Raw genomic sequence first — 16,258 nt, 5'->3', positions numbered from 1 at the left:
AATGGTTACACCTGACATTGCTACCGGAGATCCAGATGGACAGCGCCAAGATCGGCCAATTTCTCAGCGACAAGTGGGACAACGACATCGTCCCGCAACTGGTCGATTACATCCGTATCCCCAACAAGTCGCCGATGTTCGACACCAATTGGGTTGCAAACGGCTACATGGATCAGGCCGTCAGCCTGATGGAAACCTGGGCCAAGGCGCAGAAGATCCCCGGCCTGCTGGTTGACGTGGTGCGTTTGGAAGGCCGCACGCCGCTGATTTTCCTGGAAATCCCGGCGACCGGCCCGGAAACCGGCAGCGACACCGTGCTGCTCTATGGCCACCTGGACAAGCAGCCGGAAATGACTGGCTGGGACGATGACCTCGGCCCGTGGATTCCGGTGCTGCGCGACGAAAAGCTCTACGGCCGCGGTGGCGCCGATGACGGCTACGCGATCTTCGGCTCGCTGGCTGCCGTCCTGGCACTGCAGGAACAGGGCCTGCCGCATGCGCGCTGCGTGATCCTGATCGAAGCCTGCGAAGAATCCGGCTCCTACGATCTACCTGCCTATGTCGACCATCTGGCCGACCGCATCGGTCAGCCGTCGCTGGTGGTGTGCCTGGATTCGGGCTGCGCCAACTACGACCAGCTCTGGTGCACCACTTCGCTGCGCGGCCTGACTGGCGGCAACTTCACCGTCAAGGTGCTCAATGAAGGCGTGCACTCCGGTGACGCCTCCGGCGTGGTGCCGTCCAGCTTCCGCCTGCTGCGCCAGCTGCTGTCGCGCATCGAAGACCAGGATACCGGCCGCATTTTGATCGACGGCATGAACGTGGAAGTCCCGGCCGAGCGCCTGGATCAAGCCAAACGCGCTGCCGAAGTGGTTGATACCGCCATCTTCGACAAGTTCCCGCTGGTCGATGGCCTGCAGCCGATGAACGCTGATCTGACCGAGCTGGTGCTCAACCGCACCTGGCGTCCGGCGTTGTCGGTGACCGGCATCGGTGGCATGCCGCCGCTGGAATCGGCCGGCAATGTGCTGCGCCCGGAAACCTCGGTGAAGCTGTCGCTGCGCCTGCCGCCGACCGCCAATGGCAAGGCCTGCGGCGAGTTGCTGAAGGAAGCGCTGCTGCGTGATCCGCCGAACGGCGCGCAGGTCACGCTGGATCTGGAAAAGGCCTCCACCGGCTGGAATGCACCGGCCATGGCGCCGTGGCTGGAGAAATCCATCGACGACGCCAGCCAGGCGTTCTTCGGCAAGCCGGCGATGTACATGGGCGAAGGCGGCTCGATCCCGTTCATGGGCATGCTGGGTGAAAAGTTCCCGGGTGCGCAGTTCATGATCACCGGCGTGCTCGGCCCGCACTCCAACGCGCACGGCCCGAACGAGTTCCTGCACATTCCGATGGGCAAGCGCGTCACATCCTGCGTGTCCAAGGTGCTGTTCGACCATCACGCGGCCAGCTTGCGCGGTGAAACCAGTGGTTCGCCGGTGGCTGCCGACAGTGGCACCCGCCACGGTGGGCATGGCTGCTGCTGATCGCCCGGCGCGCGCACCGCTGCATGCCGCAGCGGTTCGCGATCCAACGGCGTTGAGCCTTTAATGACGGACGCAGCCTGGCCTTGCTAGGCTGCGTCTTTCTTTATGGCGGACGAACACATGAGCGGACTGTTTGGCAGCGACAGCTGGCTGTACATCATCCTGATCGGTTTCTTCGTTGGCCTGCTGGGGCGGTTCTTCATGCCCGGCAACAACCGCATGGGCTGCCTGCTGACCATCGTGCTCGGCATTGTCGGCGCCCTGTTTGCCGGTTGGTTCGGGCGCGAGATGGGCTGGTATGCCGCAGGTGAACCGGCCGGCTTCATCGGCGCCATCATCGGTGCGATTGTCATTCTCGGTTTGTTGCGATTGGTCAGCGGCGGCAAGCGCTGAACCGTTTTCCATTCTTTCCATGCGCTTTGCGGCGCGGCTTTGACGTACCCGTCCATGAATGATCCTGCTTCCGATCCGCTGCGCGCCGAACAACGCCGCCAGTGGGCCTGCACCGCACTCGGCGACGCCGCCGCCCAGTTGGACCGCGCGTCGATAGACGCTGGCTTCCGCAGTTACTGGCGCAGCACCAGCACGCGTGGCAGTCACATCGTGATGGACTCCCCGCCCGGGCTGGAAGATGTGCGGCCGTGGCTGCGCATGCACGATCTGCTCGAACCCAACGGCGTGCGCGTGCCGCAGGTGCTGGCGCGCGATACCGACAATGGCTTCCTGCTGCTGGAAGACCTCGGCGGCCCAACGCTGGCCCGGCATATCAATGACGACAATGCCGATGCGTGGTTCGATGCGGCGTTCGCGCAGTTGATCCAACTGCAGTCGATTCCGGTGCCGGAAGGCATGGGCGCATTTGGCGAAGCCCTGCTGCAGCGTGATGCAGGCTTGTTCGATGAATGGTTCCTGCAGCATCACCTTGGTTTGACGTTGGATTGTGGCGAACTGGAAGGCCTGCAGCTGGTACATCGCCGACTGATGGACAACGCACTGAATCAGCCGCAGGTGCTGACGCATCGCGACTTCATGCCGCGCAATCTGATGCCGGTTGAAGGCGGCCCGGCGGTGCTGGATTTCCAGGATCTGGTGCGTGGCCCGATTGCCTACGACCCGGTGAGTCTGTTCAAGGACGCATTTCTGAGTTGGCCGTTGGAACGCGTCGATCGCTGGTTGGCGCGCTATCACGCACTAGCATTGGCGGCCGGCTTGCCGGTGCGTCCGTGGCCACAATTTCTGCGCGACGCCGACTGGATGGGCGTGCAACGCCACCTCAAGATTCTCGGCATCTTCGTGCGCCTGCGTGACCGCGACGGCAAGGGCCACTACTTCGCTGATGCGCCGCGTTTCATTCGTTATCTGGATGAGGTGCTGCCACGTTATCCGGAGCTGGCACCGCTGCTGGAATTGCTTGAACTGCGCATCAAACCGGCGATGGCTGCAAAGGGTGACGCATGAAAGCGTTGATCTTCGCTGCCGGCCTGGGCGAGCGCATGCGCCCGCTCACCGACCACACGCCCAAGCCGCTGTTGCCGGTCGCCGGCAAGCCGTTGATTGAATGGCACCTGCAGCGTTTGGCTGCGCTCGGTGTCGATGACGTGGTGATCAACACCAGTTGGTTGGCCGACCAGTTTCCGCAACAGTTGGGCGACGGTAGCCGCTGGGGCCTGCGCCTGCACTTCATCCATGAAGGTGCGGTGCCGCTGGAAACCGGCGGTGGCATGTTCAATGCGTTGTCGCTGCTGGGCGATGCGCCGTTCATCGCGGTCAATGGCGATATCTGGAGTGATTTCGATTTCACCCAGCTTCCCACCGAGCCGGTTGGCCACGCGCATCTGGTGATGGTGGACAACCCGGAACATCACCCGCGCGGTGATTTCATTCTTGGCCGCGATGGCCAGCTGCAGGACGACGGCGATGCGCCGCGCCTGACCTTCTCCGGCATCGGTGTTTATCACCCGGCGCTGCTGCAAGGCTGGAAAGCCGTGATCGGCGACGCCGAGGGCAGCACACAGACGCCGCCGCGCTTCAAATTGGCGCCGTTGCTACGTGCCGCGATGACGCGCAACGCGGTCAGTGGCCAGCATCACAACGGGCGCTGGACCGACGTGGGCACGCCGCAGCGGTTGCAGCAGTTGGATGCGCAGTTGCGTGGGATCGGCAGCTGAGTCCGCAAGCTGGGATGAAGCAACGCGCAATCCCGGTATTGCCGATAACGAACGCGCACCCCTGAGGGGATTGCATCCCAGCCTACGTTTGGCCGAGACAACACACCGCGCGGATCTTCGCGCGCTCAGCCACCAAGCTCGCCGCTTTCCAGCACGCGCTTGAGAAACGGCACGGTGATACGGCGTTTAGCGGCAAGTGATTCGCGGTCCAGCCGCTCCAGCAGCGCAACCAACCCGCTCAGATCACGACCGGTACGGGTCAGCAGCCAGTCCAGCGTGACTTCGTCCATCACCAGTCCGCGACGCACGGCGCGTTCGCGCAGGACTGCACCACGACCTTCATCGTCGAGCGGGTCCAGCATGATCCGGCCGCATTGCGACAAGCGCGAACGCAGGTCTGGCAGCACCAGGCCGAGCGCGTCGGGCGTGCAGCGCGCGGTGTAGAGCAAGGTCACATCGGCGGCGCGTGCGCGGTTGTGGAATTCAAACAGGGTGACTTCCTGCTCGCGACGCCCGGCCACATATTCCAGCCCGTCGAGCGCGACCATGTCATGGCCCTCCAGCGCTTCCAACGCTTCGCTCAGACGTAAGCCGGCCGCTTGCAGCGGCAAGTACGCCGGCCGGCGACCGGCCTGCAATGCCGCCGCGCAGGTAGCCAGCGACAAATGCGTCTTGCCCGTACCGCCGGCACCGGCAAGAAAGATCCAGTCGTGGCTGCTGCCGACGGCGAGCGCGCGCAACTGGGCCAGCGCGCCATCCGGCGCGCCGATAAAGGTTTCAAATCGTTGGTCTGGCGGATAACGCAAGGCCAAGGGCAACTGCGGCACACTCACTTCGGTTCAACGTCCTTCAATACAATCGCCATGTCTGCGGGGGGCTGGTTGCGCGCATCCAGCACGATCGTCGGCCCGTGGCCCGCATACAACTCACTCTGCCGGTAACGCTCGTGCGCATAACGCAGCAGTACGTTGATCACCGCAGCTGCCGGCAACGCCAGCAACATCCCCAGAAAACCAAACAACTGGCCGCCCGCCATCACCGCAAAAATCACCGCCACCGGGTGCAGGCCGATCTTGTCACCGACGATGCGTGGCGTGAGCACGTAGCTCTCCAGCAACTGTCCCACAGTGAACACCACGCCGACCAACACCAACAGCTTCAAGTCGAAGCCTTGCGACTGCACCAGTGCCGCCAACACCGCCAACACCACACCGGTGGTCGCGCCCAGATACGGAATGAAGCTGATCAAGCCGGCGATCAGGCCGATCAACAAGCCAAGGTTGAGGCCAACCATCGTCAAGCCCGCCGCGTAGACCACGCCCAGCGCGATCATCACTACGATCTGGCCACGGATGAAGGCACCAAGCACGTCGTTGGATTCGCGCGCCAGCCGCGACACGGTGGTGATGTGGTTACGCGGAATCATCGCCGCAACGCGCTCGACCAACTTGTCCCAGTCGCGCAGGAAGTAGTAAGCAAGGATCGGCAGCAGCGCCAGGTTGACCACCCAACCCACCATCGCAAAGCCCGAGCGCGACACATAACCGAAGAACGTGGTCGCCACGCCGCCAGCCTGCTGCCAATGGCTGCGCACCCAGTCGATCAGTCGTTCCGGCTCCAGCCAGCTCATCAATTCAAAGCCGCTCTTCTGCTCGATCCACGGAATCGCCGTACCCAGCAACCATTGCTGGGCCTGCGGCAGCGCCGCAACCAGCGTGGTGATCTGGCGCTCGATCATCGGCACCAGAATCAGCAACGCCAACGTCAACAGCAGCGACATCAACAAGAACACCAGCACCACAGCAGTGTTGCGCGAGCGGCCGCGGGCTTCCAGCCAATCCACTACCGGGTCGCCCAGCCACGCCAGCATCAATGCAACCACGAACGGCGTCAGGATCGGCGCCAACAGCCACGTCACCCACATGCCGAATGCCACCAGCACCACCCACTTCAGGCGGCGCAGGAACAGCGCGATTTCCGTTTCCGGCGCGACGGTGCTCATCGGATGCGGTACTCGGCGCGCTTGCTTTCCACTACTTCGGTGGTGACGTCATCGTCGATGGCGCCCACTGGCTGCAGCGCGCTGCTCGAGCCCAGCATGCGATTGAAGCCCGGCAGGCCAGTCATCAATTCCACGTCCAATTCCAGGCGATCCGTCGTGGCCTGTACCGGCACCATCGACTTCACCACCGGGTTGCTCTGTAGGGTAGCGGCCAGACGCAGGTAGTCGTCAGCACCGTTGATGCCGCTGACCACGATGCGGTACGTGCCCGCAGCGCCGCTGACCGGCACCTTGGCGTAACGGCGCACCAGTGCATCGGCAGCGCCATCGGCACCGGCCGCCATCGCGCGGCGTGCGTCGCCGTCCTGGGTCGTCCACTTGGAGAGTTCGCGGCCGTTGTCGACAAACACCCAATCGGCCTGCCAGCCACCGGCCTTGCCGCGATACAGCTTGCCAACCAGCTGCATCGGCGGCGAATAACGGGCCGAGGCGCGGGCGACGGCGGCGGTGTCCTGGCGCCAGATCGCACCAGCCATCGCTTGTTCTGCGGCGCCACCGGACGGCAGGCCCAGGCGGAAACCGCGCTCGATGGCCCGATCCAGCAGCGGACGAGCGGCGTTGGACTGCTGGACGCTGACCAGACGCGGGCCGCTGCCATCGTCGATGGCCAGCCACACGACCGGCTTGGGACGCGGCTGCGGCCAGACCGGCAGGCCCAGCGCGGCGGCCAGGCCGTCCACGTCGTCCTGGCGGAAACGCGCCACCAGCACGGTCCGGTAGCTCGGTGCGCCACTGGCGCCCACGCTTTGGTCCTGGCGGTAGTCGTAGCCGGCCACCATGTCCTTGGCCCCGCGCAGCGCCTGCGCCACGCCCGGCCGGCCCACCGCGCCGCGGTCGCCGGACAGCTTGCCCAGCACCGTGCCCAGCGCGCGGGCCAAGGCCCCGGGGCGATCGGCATCGCTCTGGCTGTTGACAGGAACTTCGGCCTCGTAGGTGCCACTGGCGCTGGCGACATCGCCTTCAGTGCGTACGCCGGACTGCGCCTGTGCCAGAGAAACGGGCACGCAAAGCGCCAAAAACAGGATTGTGGCCAGGCTGCGACGCATTGAAAATTCCATTGCTCGGTGGTTCCAGAGGGAATTGTTGCCCGAATGGGGCCTTCGCGCCAACGTGGCCTGTTAAAATGCCGCGTTCACCCCGCCAGTGCAGCCGCCCGTGACCAGCTCCCCGACCTCTGCGAACTCTCCCCTGACCTACCGTGACGCCGGTGTCGACATCGACGCGGGCAACGAACTGGTCGAGCGTATCAAGCCGCTGGTAAAGCGCAGCTTCCGTCCTGAAGTCATGGGCGGGCTGGGTGGCTTCGGCGCTTTGTTTGACCTCTCCAACAAGTACCGCGAGCCGGTGCTGGTGTCCGGCACCGACGGCGTCGGCACCAAGCTGAAGCTCGCACAACAGCTGGGCCGCCACGACACCATCGGCATCGATCTGGTCGCCATGTGCGTCAACGACGTGCTGGTTCAGGGCGCCGAACCGCTGTTCTTCCTGGATTATTTCGCCACCGGCAAGCTCGACATCGACACCGCTGCGGCCGTGGTTGGCGGCATTGCCAACGGCTGCACCGAGGCCGGTTGCGCGCTGATCGGCGGTGAAACCGCTGAAATGCCCGACATGTATGCCCCGGGCGAATACGACCTGGCCGGCTTCACTGTCGCCGGCGTGGAAAAGAGCGAACTGAAGGACGGCTCGGCCGTGCAGCAGGGCGACGTGCTGATCGGCATCGCCTCCTCCGGCCCGCACTCCAACGGTTACTCGCTGGTGCGCCGCATCTATGAGCGTGCCGGCAGCCCGGCCGATCTGGTGCTGGACGACGGCGTGAAGCTGGTGGACGCGCTGATGGCGCCGACCCGCCTGTACGTCAAGCCGATCCTGTCGCTGCTCAAGTCGCACGGTGCCGCCGTGCACGGCATGGCCCACATCACCGGTGGCGGCCTGACCGAAAACATCATCCGCGTCGTGCCGGAAGGCCTGGGCCTGACCATCGACGCCAGCAGCTGGACGCAGCCATTGGTGTTCCAGTGGCTGCAGCGCGAAGGCAATGTCGCCAACAGCGAGATGTGGCGCACCTTCAACTGCGGCATCGGCTTTGTGCTGGTGGTGCCGGCCGACCAGGTCGCCACCATCAACACCGCGCTGGATGCCCTGCAGCTGGCGCATTGGCAGATCGGCGAAGTGGTGCCGGCTGCAGGTGACGAACGCGTCCACATCGGCTGAGTACCTCCAGCCCCATGTCGACCGTAAAGAAGGCCGCCTTCATCGGCGTGCTTGCCGTGTTCGCGGCCACATGGATCAACCCCCTGTGGCCGCTTGAACAGGCACTGCACAGTTCACTGACCGTGATTGGTTTGGCCGCGCTGTGGTGGGTGGATCGCCGCTGGCGGCTGGGCAATGGCGCCTTTGCTGCCATCTGCGGGTTTATCGCCATCCATTGCATCGCTGCGCGCTGGCTGTATTCCAACGTCCCGTATGACGCTTGGTTGCAGGCCACGGTCGGCTGGTCGCCGGATGCGGCGTTTGGCTGGAAGCGCAATCACTTCGACCGGCTGATCCACTTTCTGTACGGCGTCTGCTTCACCCCCGCACTCACCCAGCTGACGCGGCATGCGTGGCCAACGCTGCGCATCGGTCACGCCTTCACCTTGGCGGTGATGGTGGTGATGTGCTCCAGCCTGGTCTACGAATGGTTTGAGTGGGGCATCGCGCTGCTGCTCTCGCCCGACGCGGCCGAGGCCTACAACGGCCAACAGGGTGATATGTGGGACGCGCATGCCGACATGCTGCTGGCCACGCTGGGCAGCCTGTTGGTGTGGCCGCTGACACGCCGGATCGCCACGCGATGAACGCGCCCGCCCGCATCGCCGTCCTGGCTTCGGGGCGCGGCAGCAATCTGCAGTGCCTGCTGGATGGCATCACCGCCGGCCAGCTCGCTGCCGAAATCGTCGGCGTGTTCTCCGACAAGCCTGCCGCCGCGGCGCTGGACAAGGTTCCCGCTGCCCTGCGCTGGGCACGTTCGCCCAAGGATTTCGACAGCCGCGACGCCTTTGACTCGGCGCTGGGCGATGCGGTGGCCGCCTGCGCGCCGGACTGGATCATCTGCGCCGGCTACATGCGCATCCTCGGCGCGGGCTTCGTGCAACGCTTCAGCGGCCGGCTGGTCAACATTCATCCCTCGCTGTTGCCACTGCACAAGGGCCTGCACACGCATGCCCGCGCCATTGAAGCCGGCCATGCCGAACACGGCGCCAGCGTGCACTTCGTCGTGCCTGAGCTGGATGCCGGCGCGGTAATCGCCCAGGCACGCGTCCCCGTGCTCCCCAGCGACACCGCCGAAACGCTGGCCGAGCGCGTGCTGGGTATCGAACACCCGTTGTTGCTGGCCAGCGTGCAGCTGCTGGTCTCCGGGCGCGTAGCTGAACAGGACGGCACGATCCTGCTGGATGGTCAGTCCCTGCTCAGCCCGCTGCGCCTAGATTCCGCCGGGACGCTATCCGGCTGACCTGTATATGCCGTTGACCGGCGTGCTGGCATCATCCCCCTTCCTTTCAGTCGCCCTCACGCATGACTTACGCGCCTTTCAAATTGCTGGTGCTGACCACCCTGCTGACCACCGCGGGCTCTCATGCACAGGAAGCAGCCGCACCGGCTCCAGCAACCGTGGCCTTGCCGGCCATGGAGTGGACGCCGCCGGCACTGGAGCCCTTCGTCGCCACCTACGAAGCCTCCTACAAAGGCAAGCTTGCCGGCGATGCCACCATGCGCGTCGTTCACAACGAAGGCGCGCAATGGCGGGTGGACATGGCCGTGCGCGGCAAGCATGGCTTTGCCAGCGTGCTGGGTTTGAACATCGAACAAAGCACGGTCTTCAACAACGAAGGCAGCGTTTACACGCCGCTGAGCCAGAGCACGGTCAAAAAAGCCCTGTTCATGGGCAAGAAGGTCACCGGCGTCTACGACTGGCAAGCCGGCACCGCGCAGTGGCAGGGCGACCTCAAGAAGGAACGACGTCGACCCATTCCCCTGCAACGCGGCGACCAGAGCGCGTTGCTGCTCAATCTGTCGCTGATGCGCGACGCCCGCCCCGGCCAGACCATGACCTACCGCTATGTCGATGTCGGCCGCGTGCGTCAGTACGAATACCGCGCCGCCGATGCCACCGAGAGCGTGCAGGTCGGCGACCTGAGTTACGACGCGCTGCGCGTGCATCGGATCAACGGCGGCAATGACGAAATGATTCTGTGGATCGCAAATGGCGTGCCCACCCCCGTGCGCATCCTGCAACGCAAGGACGGTGAGGACGAAATCGACCTGCGCCTGATGGAATACCAAGGAGCCTGACCATGAAGCCTTTCTTCTCCCCTCTTCGCCTTGTCGCGACCGCCGCACTGGCGCTGGCCAGCCTGCCGGCGCTGGCGCTGCAACCGTTCACCGCCAATTACCAGGCCAGTTACATGGGCATGCAGGCCAATGGCGTGATGACGCTGGCCAATGAAGGCGCCGACCGCTGGCGCTACAGCATGCAGATCAAAAACCCGATGGCCGACCTGAGCCAGAGCACCGTGTTCGACGAGCACCAGGGCAACCTGCGCCCGCTCAGCAGTCACGACCGCTCGGTGCTGCTGATCAAGCGCAAGCAGGTGGACGCGCGTTACGACTGGGCCAACAACCAGGCCACCTGGACCGGCGATGTAAAGGCCGACCGCAGCGGTCCGATCCGCCTGCGCAACGGCGACCTGGACGCGCTGCTGCTCAACCTGGCCATCGCCCGTGATCTTGCTGCGGGCAAGCCACTGACCTATCGCATGGTCGACGACGGCCGCATCAAGCCGATGACCTACCGTGTGGTCGGCAAGGAAAACGTTACCTTTGCCGGAAAAACCGAGGAAGCCACCAAGGTCTCGCGCGTGGATGGCAACAAGGAACAGATTGCCTGGATCGTGCCCGGCATGCCGGTGCCGGCGCGGCTGCTGCAGCGTGAAAACGGCCAGGACGCGCTGGATCTGACCTTGAAGTCGCTCAATTAAGAAATCACCTGTAGAGCGCAGCCATGCTGCGCTGGAGCTCGCCCGGTGACGCTTCTGCCGAGCATGGCTCGGCACTACATCGCGGTAGCTGCATCAACAAAAAGCCCGGCAATCGCCGGGCTTTTTGTTTGGCTCAGAACGAAGAACTACTTCGCCTCGGCCTCTTTCTTGAACACCGTCTTGCAGTCGCGGCGGAACTCTTCGCCGCTGCTGCGCCAGATGAAACTGCGGCACTGGCGATTGCCTTCCTCGATGTCGGCAACCTTCACCGCGTAGAACGCTTGGAACAGTTCCTCACGACTGACCTGGCCATCGCCATTCCAGTCCATCTGCTCCTTTTCCACGCCACGGGTGATCGCCACGCCGCTGTACCAGCCCCAGCCCAGCCAGCCCATTGCCAGCAGCACCAGGACCAGCAACGCCCTGCGACGCGGGGTGAAACGGCCCTTGAGGATCATGCTTCGCGCCGGATGCTGGCACCGAGCGCACTGAGCTTTTCTTCAATGTTCTCGTAGCCACGGTCAAGGTGATAAATGCGGTCGATGACGGTGTCACCTTCCGCTACCAGCCCCGCCAGGATCAGCGACGCCGATGCGCGCAGATCGGTCGCCATTACCGGGGCGCCGCTCAGACGATCATTGCCACGGCAGATCGCCGTGCGGCCCTCGATCTGCACATCCGCGCCCAGGCGCTGCAGCTCCTGCACATGCATGAAGCGGTTTTCAAAGATGGTCTCGTTGATCACGCCCACGCCCTCGGCCATACAGTTCAACGCCATGAATTGCGCCTGCATGTCGGTGGGGAATGCCGGGTACGGCGCGGTGGTCAGGTTGACCGCCTTCGGCCGCTTGCCCTGCATGTCCACGGTGATGGTGTCTTCGGTGGTTTCGACCGTCGCGCCGGCTTCGACCAGCTTGGCCAGCACCGCGTCCATCGTGTCCGGGCGCGCGTTGCGTGCCACGACGCGGCCGCCGGTCATCGCTGCCGCCACCAGGAAAGTGCCGGTTTCAATGCGATCAGCCAACACCGCATGACGACCACCGTTCAGGCGCTCAACGCCTTCGATCACCAGACGCGCGGTGCCGATGCCTTCGATCTTGGCGCCCAGTGCGATCAGGCAATGCGCCAGATCCGACACCTCCGGCTCCATCGCGGCGTTGTCCAGGACAGTGGTGCCCTCGGCCAGCACCGCCGCCATCAGCACGTTCTCGGTGCCGGTGACGCTGACCATGTCAAAGGTGAAATGACCGCCCTTCAAGCGGCCGTCGACATGTGCCTTGATGAAGCCGTTTTCGACGGTGATATGCGCACCCAGCGCCTGCAGGCCCTTGATGTGCTGGTCCACCGGACGCGAGCCGATCGCGCAACCGCCGGGCAGCGACACTTCCGCCTTGCCGTACTTGGCCAGCAACGGGCCCAGCACCAGGATCGAGGCGCGCATGGTCTTGACCAGTTCATACGGCGCGACGTGCTGATTGACGCTGCGCGGGTCGACCACGATGGCGCTGCCACGGGACAGCGTGCCCTGGTCGATGGTGACCTTGGCGCCCAGCTCACCGAGCAGCTTCACGGTGGTGATCACGTCGTGCAGGTGCGGCACGTTGGTGATTTCCACCGGCGCATCGGCCAGCAAGGTGGCGCACAGGATCGGCAGGACGGCATTCTTGGCGCCGGAGATATACACCTCACCGTTCAGCGTTTTGCCGCCGGTGACTACAATTTTTGCCATGGAAAAATGCCGGATATTGGGAGGGATTGCGGTGCGCCGGCTCAGCCAGCTTCACCCGGAGTAACGGTTTTCAGCGCCAGCGCGTGGATCGCGCCGCCCATCAGGTCGCCCAGCGTCGCATAGACCATACGGTGGCGGGCCAGCGGCATCTTGCCGGCGAACGCATCGCAAACGACCGTCGCCTCGAAATGCACACCGTCTTCACCCTGCACGTCGGCACGGGCACCGGGCAGACCGGTTTCGATCAGATTTCGGATGGTTTCGGCGTCCAAAGCGCTTTCCTAATAAAATGAACGCCCATTCTACTATTCCGAGTGGCGCCCGCATGGCTGCTTCTTCGCTTTCCCTGGATACGCTCCGTGATGCCGACCTGGTGTCCAGCGGTCACCGCGTGTTCCAGATCGAGTCCGCCGAGCTGGACCGGGTGGGCAACCGCATCGGCACCGAGTTCGCCGCCGCCTGCCGTTTGGTGCTGGCTTCGCGCGGCCGCGTGGTCACCACCGGCATGGGCAAATCCGGCCATATCGCGCGCAAGATCGCCGCAACGCTGGCCTCCACCGGCACTCCGTCGTTCTACGTGCACCCGGGCGAAGCCGGCCACGGCGACCTGGGCATGATCACCGAGGATGACGTGGTGCTGGCACTGTCCTACTCCGGCGAGTCGGACGAAGTATTGATGCTGCTGCCGGTGTTCAAGCGCCAGGGCAACCTGCTGATCTCGATGACCGGCAAGCCGGAATCCAGCCTGGCCAAAGCCGCCGACGTGCACCTGGACGTGAACGTCGATCACGAAGCCTGCCCGCTGGCGCTGGCCCCCACTTCCAGCACCACTGCCTCGCTGGCGATGGGCGACGCGCTGGCCGTGGCCCTGCTCGACGCGCGCGGTTTCACCGCCGACGACTTCGCCCGTTCGCACCCGGCCGGCAGCCTGGGCCGGCGCCTGCTGCTGCACATCACCGACGTGATGCATGGCGGCGACGACCTGCCCGCCGTGCGTGAAGATGCCAGCCTAAGCCAGGCGCTGATGGAAATGAGCCGCAAGCGCCTGGGCATGACCTCGGTGGTCGATGCCGACGGCCGCCTAGTCGGGCTGTTCACCGATGGCGACCTGCGCCGCGCGCTGGACACCGACATCGACGTGCGCACCGCCGGCATCGCCGAGGTGATGACCCACAAGCCGCGCACCATCGGCGCCGACCAATTGGCCGTGGAAGCCGCGCGATTGCTGGAGAAACACCAGATCAACGGCCTGATCGTGGTCGATGCCGACCATCGCCCGGTCGGCGCCCTGAACATTCATGACCTGTTGCGGGCAAAAGTGGTCTAAAGCCCGCACAATCACTGTCCCGTCTCCTCCCCGGCCCGCAACGGATACTGCCCGCAGATGCCCTATTCACCGCTCGACCACTTCCCCGCCCCGCTGCATGCCGTTGCCGCCAACATCCGGCTGGCCTGCTTTGACGTGGACGGCACGCTGACCGACGGGCGTCTGTTCTACGACCACGCCGGCAACGAGAGCAAGGCGTACTTCGTACAGGACGGGCTGGGCCTGAAGTTGCTACAGCAGCACGGCATTCATCCGGTGCTGATCACCGCCCGCAACAGCCTGTCGGCGCAGAAGCGCGGCGCGGACCTTGGCATCGACACGCAGATCGCGGTCGGCGACAAACTGGCCAGCGTGCGTGTGCTGTGCGAACAACACGGCATTGGTTTGGAACAGGTGGCATTCATGGGCGATGACCTGCCGGATCTGGCGCCGCTGTGTGCGGTCGGTCTGTCCGTTGCACCCGCCGACGCCCACCCGTGGATCGCCGAACGCGTGCACTGGCAGACCCGTGCCGACGGTGGCCGAGGTGCAGCGCGGCAACTGTGTGACGTACTGCTGGCCGCGCAGGGCAAGCTAGACGCCGTGCTGGCGAGGTATTCGCGATGAGCTGGCGCACCGTACTCGGGTTGGGACTGCTGCTGGCGGCACTGGCCAGCGGCTGGTCGGCGTGGCGCCATCGCGCCAGCAATGCACCGCAGGCGATTGAAGAAGGCAGCACCGATTTCGTGCTGAAGGACTTCGAGATCACCACCTTGGACAAGGAAGGCAAGGAGTCGATGACGCTACGCGCGCCGTCGATGGAGCGCAGCCGCGCCGACCAGACGTCCAGCATCGTTTCGCCGCTGTTCCTGCTGCCCGACGCAGCCGGCCAGCACTGGGAACTGCGTTCCGATACCGGCTGGGTCAGCCCCAAGGGTGAAGAACTGCGCCTGCGCGGCAATGTCGCCGGCGACAGCCCGAAAGACGGCAAAACCCCGCCAACCACTTTCCGTACCGATGCGCTGGACGTGCTGAACGAACAGAGCATCGCGCGCACCGCCGGCCGCGTCACCGTGACCCGCCCCGGACTCACCCAGACCGGCGTTGGCTTCCAGACCAATCTGAAAACCAAACAGTACTCACTCCTTTCCCAGGTCAAGACCCGCTATGAACCCAATGCTGCCCGCTAAGCTCGCGTCGATCACGCTGCTCGCCGCCCTGCTCGCACCCGGTCTGGCGTGGTCCAAGGCATCGGATCGCAACCAGCCGATGACCATCGACTCCAACAACAACGACTGCAACTTCAGCGATGACGGCAAATGCCAGTTCAGCGGCAACGTGATCATCACCCAGGGCACGATGGAAATTCATGCCGATACCGCTGATGTGATCCGCAAGAACGGCGAGACCGAGCGCGTGGTCCTCACCGGCAAGCAGGCCCGCCTGAAGCAGCAGATGGACGACAACACCTGGATGAATGCCCGTGCCGACAACATGGACTACAACATCAACAGCGAAGTGATCATCCTGACCGGCAACTACAACGTTGAATCCGAGCGCGGCACCAACGCCGGCCAGCGCATGGTCTACAACACCCGCACCGGCAGCATGCAGAGCGGTGGCGATGGCACCCGCGTGCGCACGGTCATCCAGCCCAAGGCCAAGGCACCGGCTGCTGCAGGAGACAAGAAGTAATGCTCGTCGCCCAAGGCCTGCGCAAACGCTACAAGAGCCGCGAAGTCGTCAAGGATTTCGGCCTCACCCTGGATGCCGGTGAAGTGGTCGGTCTGCTCGGCCCCAACGGCGCCGGCAAGACCACCTGCTTCTACATGATTGTCGGTCTGGTCGCCGCCGATGCCGGCAGCATCGTGCTCGATGGCCAGGACATCACCGCCGACCCGATGTACTCGCGCGCCAAGCTCGGCGTGGGTTACCTGCCGCAGGAACCGTCGGTGTTCCGCAAGCTCAGCGTCGCCGACAACATCCGGCTGGTGCTGGAACTGCGCGACGATCTGGATTCGGCCGGTCGCGAACGCGAGTTGTCCTCGTTGCTGGACGAACTGCAGATCAGCCACGTCGCCGACCAGCTCGGTGCAAGCCTCTCCGGTGGCGAGCGCCGCCGTTGCGAAATCGCCCGCGCACTGGCCGCCAAGCCGCGCCTGATTCTGCTCGACGAACCGTTCGCCGGTGTCGATCCCATTTCCGTTGGCGAGATCCAGCGCATCGTCACCCACCTGAAACAACGCGGCATTGGTGTGTTGATCACCGACCACAATGTGCGCGAGACCTTGGGAATCTGCGACCGGGCGTATATCCTCGCCGAAGGCAGCGTCCTTGCGCAGGGGGCACCGGAAGCGCTGCTGGCCAACACCGACGTTCGCCGCGTCTACCTCGGAGACGCTTTTACCCTCTGAGATCGCGGCACGACGTCAGGCCCTTCCAC

Annotated in this window: 20 protein-coding genes; 14 read left to right on the top strand and 6 right to left on the bottom strand. The window is 64.5% G+C overall.

Annotated features, from left to right (window positions below):
- Window positions 1-35: 35 nt before the first annotated feature.
- The 4 genes from ACREP4_RS05695 to murU all read left to right on the top strand — a co-directional run bounded on the left by ACREP4_RS05695 (window position 36) and on the right by murU (window position 3,697).
- Entirely contained in the window at window positions 36-1,529 is a 1,494-nt protein-coding gene (locus tag ACREP4_RS05695; RefSeq protein WP_431595187.1) for a M20 family metallopeptidase, read from the top strand.
- A 120-nt stretch (window positions 1,530-1,649) separates the two neighbouring features.
- On the top strand, window positions 1,650-1,922 hold the full coding sequence (locus ACREP4_RS05690; RefSeq protein ID WP_431595186.1) for a GlsB/YeaQ/YmgE family stress response membrane protein: 273 nt from the start codon (window positions 1,650-1,652) through the stop codon (window positions 1,920-1,922).
- 54 nt (window positions 1,923-1,976) lie between these two features.
- Window positions 1,977-2,987 carry an aminoglycoside phosphotransferase family protein gene (locus tag ACREP4_RS05685; RefSeq protein ID WP_431595185.1) on the top strand — a complete coding sequence of 337 codons (1,011 nt, stop codon included), beginning with the start codon at window positions 1,977-1,979 and terminating at the stop codon, window positions 2,985-2,987.
- Complete coding sequence (murU, locus tag ACREP4_RS05680; RefSeq protein WP_431595184.1) at window positions 2,984-3,697, top strand: N-acetylmuramate alpha-1-phosphate uridylyltransferase MurU; 714 nt, start codon at window positions 2,984-2,986, stop codon at window positions 3,695-3,697. The genes ACREP4_RS05685 and murU overlap by 4 nt, the downstream gene beginning before the upstream one ends.
- A 125-nt stretch (window positions 3,698-3,822) precedes the next feature.
- Here the strand turns inward: murU and hda are convergent, their stop codons facing one another.
- From hda to ACREP4_RS05665, 3 genes are read right to left on the bottom strand one after another with little or no spacing between them, the layout of a single operon-like run.
- Window positions 3,823-4,530, bottom strand: coding sequence for a DnaA regulatory inactivator Hda (hda, locus tag ACREP4_RS05675; protein ID WP_431595183.1), 708 nt, complete (start codon window positions 4,528-4,530; stop codon window positions 3,823-3,825).
- On the bottom strand, window positions 4,527-5,699 hold the full coding sequence (locus ACREP4_RS05670; protein WP_431595182.1) for an AI-2E family transporter: 1,173 nt from the start codon (window positions 5,697-5,699) through the stop codon (window positions 4,527-4,529). The genes hda and ACREP4_RS05670 overlap by 4 nt, the downstream gene beginning before the upstream one ends.
- Entirely contained in the window at window positions 5,696-6,817 is a 1,122-nt protein-coding gene (locus ACREP4_RS05665) for a DUF2066 domain-containing protein (protein ID WP_431595181.1), read from the bottom strand. Before ACREP4_RS05665 ends, ACREP4_RS05670 begins: the two co-directional genes overlap by 4 nt.
- A gap of 130 nt (window positions 6,818-6,947) precedes the next feature.
- Between ACREP4_RS05665 and purM the strand changes: the two genes are divergently transcribed.
- The 5 genes from purM (at window position 6,948) to ACREP4_RS05640 (ending at window position 10,780) form a co-directional block, all read left to right on the top strand.
- Complete coding sequence (purM, locus tag ACREP4_RS05660) at window positions 6,948-7,973, top strand: phosphoribosylformylglycinamidine cyclo-ligase (protein ID WP_431595328.1); 1,026 nt, start codon at window positions 6,948-6,950, stop codon at window positions 7,971-7,973.
- Window positions 7,974-7,987: 14 nt separating this feature from the next.
- Window positions 7,988-8,599, top strand: coding sequence for a DUF2238 domain-containing protein (locus tag ACREP4_RS05655; protein WP_431595180.1), 612 nt, complete (start codon window positions 7,988-7,990; stop codon window positions 8,597-8,599).
- Complete coding sequence (purN, locus tag ACREP4_RS05650) at window positions 8,596-9,255, top strand: phosphoribosylglycinamide formyltransferase (protein ID WP_431595179.1); 660 nt, start codon at window positions 8,596-8,598, stop codon at window positions 9,253-9,255. Before ACREP4_RS05655 ends, purN begins: the two co-directional genes overlap by 4 nt.
- Window positions 9,256-9,317: 62 nt before the next feature.
- Window positions 9,318-10,094, top strand: a complete 777-nt coding sequence (locus ACREP4_RS05645; protein WP_431595178.1) for a DUF3108 domain-containing protein — start codon at window positions 9,318-9,320, stop codon at window positions 10,092-10,094.
- A 2-nt stretch (window positions 10,095-10,096) separates the two neighbouring features.
- Window positions 10,097-10,780, top strand: coding sequence for a DUF3108 domain-containing protein (locus tag ACREP4_RS05640; protein WP_431595177.1), 684 nt, complete (start codon window positions 10,097-10,099; stop codon window positions 10,778-10,780).
- Window positions 10,781-10,926: 146 nt separating this feature from the next.
- Here ACREP4_RS05640 and ACREP4_RS05635 read toward each other — a convergent pair whose 3' ends face one another.
- Genes ACREP4_RS05635 through ACREP4_RS05625 form a run of 3 tightly spaced genes read right to left on the bottom strand, consistent with a single transcriptional unit; the run spans window position 10,927 to window position 12,781 of the window.
- Window positions 10,927-11,238 (bottom strand): EF-hand domain-containing protein, encoded by a 312-nt coding sequence (locus ACREP4_RS05635; RefSeq protein ID WP_431595176.1) that lies wholly within the window; start codon window positions 11,236-11,238, stop codon window positions 10,927-10,929.
- Window positions 11,235-12,509, bottom strand: coding sequence for a UDP-N-acetylglucosamine 1-carboxyvinyltransferase (gene murA, locus ACREP4_RS05630; RefSeq protein ID WP_431595175.1), 1,275 nt, complete (start codon window positions 12,507-12,509; stop codon window positions 11,235-11,237). The genes ACREP4_RS05635 and murA overlap by 4 nt, the downstream gene beginning before the upstream one ends.
- Before the next feature lie 41 nt (window positions 12,510-12,550).
- Window positions 12,551-12,781 (bottom strand): BolA family protein, encoded by a 231-nt coding sequence (locus ACREP4_RS05625; RefSeq protein ID WP_269790402.1) that lies wholly within the window; start codon window positions 12,779-12,781, stop codon window positions 12,551-12,553.
- A gap of 53 nt (window positions 12,782-12,834) precedes the next feature.
- On the opposite strand from ACREP4_RS05625, the gene ACREP4_RS05620 reads away from it, so the two are divergent.
- Genes ACREP4_RS05620 through lptB form a run of 5 tightly spaced genes read left to right on the top strand, consistent with a single transcriptional unit; the run spans window position 12,835 to window position 16,229 of the window.
- A complete protein-coding gene (locus ACREP4_RS05620; protein ID WP_431595174.1) occupies window positions 12,835-13,836 on the top strand; it encodes a KpsF/GutQ family sugar-phosphate isomerase in 1,002 nt (333 codons plus the stop codon).
- A 57-nt stretch (window positions 13,837-13,893) separates the two neighbouring features.
- Window positions 13,894-14,442, top strand: a complete 549-nt coding sequence (locus ACREP4_RS05615) for a KdsC family phosphatase (protein ID WP_431595173.1) — start codon at window positions 13,894-13,896, stop codon at window positions 14,440-14,442.
- Complete coding sequence (gene lptC, locus ACREP4_RS05610) at window positions 14,439-15,005, top strand: LPS export ABC transporter periplasmic protein LptC (protein ID WP_431595172.1); 567 nt, start codon at window positions 14,439-14,441, stop codon at window positions 15,003-15,005. Before ACREP4_RS05615 ends, lptC begins: the two co-directional genes overlap by 4 nt.
- Window positions 14,983-15,510: a lipopolysaccharide transport periplasmic protein LptA gene (gene lptA / locus ACREP4_RS05605; protein WP_431595171.1), complete on the top strand. Its 528-nt coding sequence runs from the start codon at window positions 14,983-14,985 to the stop codon at window positions 15,508-15,510. The genes lptC and lptA overlap by 23 nt, the downstream gene beginning before the upstream one ends.
- Window positions 15,510-16,229, top strand: a complete 720-nt coding sequence (lptB, locus tag ACREP4_RS05600; RefSeq protein WP_431595170.1) for an LPS export ABC transporter ATP-binding protein — start codon at window positions 15,510-15,512, stop codon at window positions 16,227-16,229. The genes lptA and lptB overlap by 1 nt, the downstream gene beginning before the upstream one ends.
- The last annotated feature ends 29 nt before the right edge of the window (window positions 16,230-16,258 follow it).

Source organism: Stenotrophomonas sp. (assembly GCF_050737575.1).
In the GTDB taxonomy this organism is placed as follows: Bacteria; Pseudomonadota; Gammaproteobacteria; order Xanthomonadales; family Xanthomonadaceae; genus Stenotrophomonas.
The sequence above is the reverse complement of the archived record's forward strand: the minus strand, read 5'-3'. Positions and strand labels throughout refer to the sequence as shown.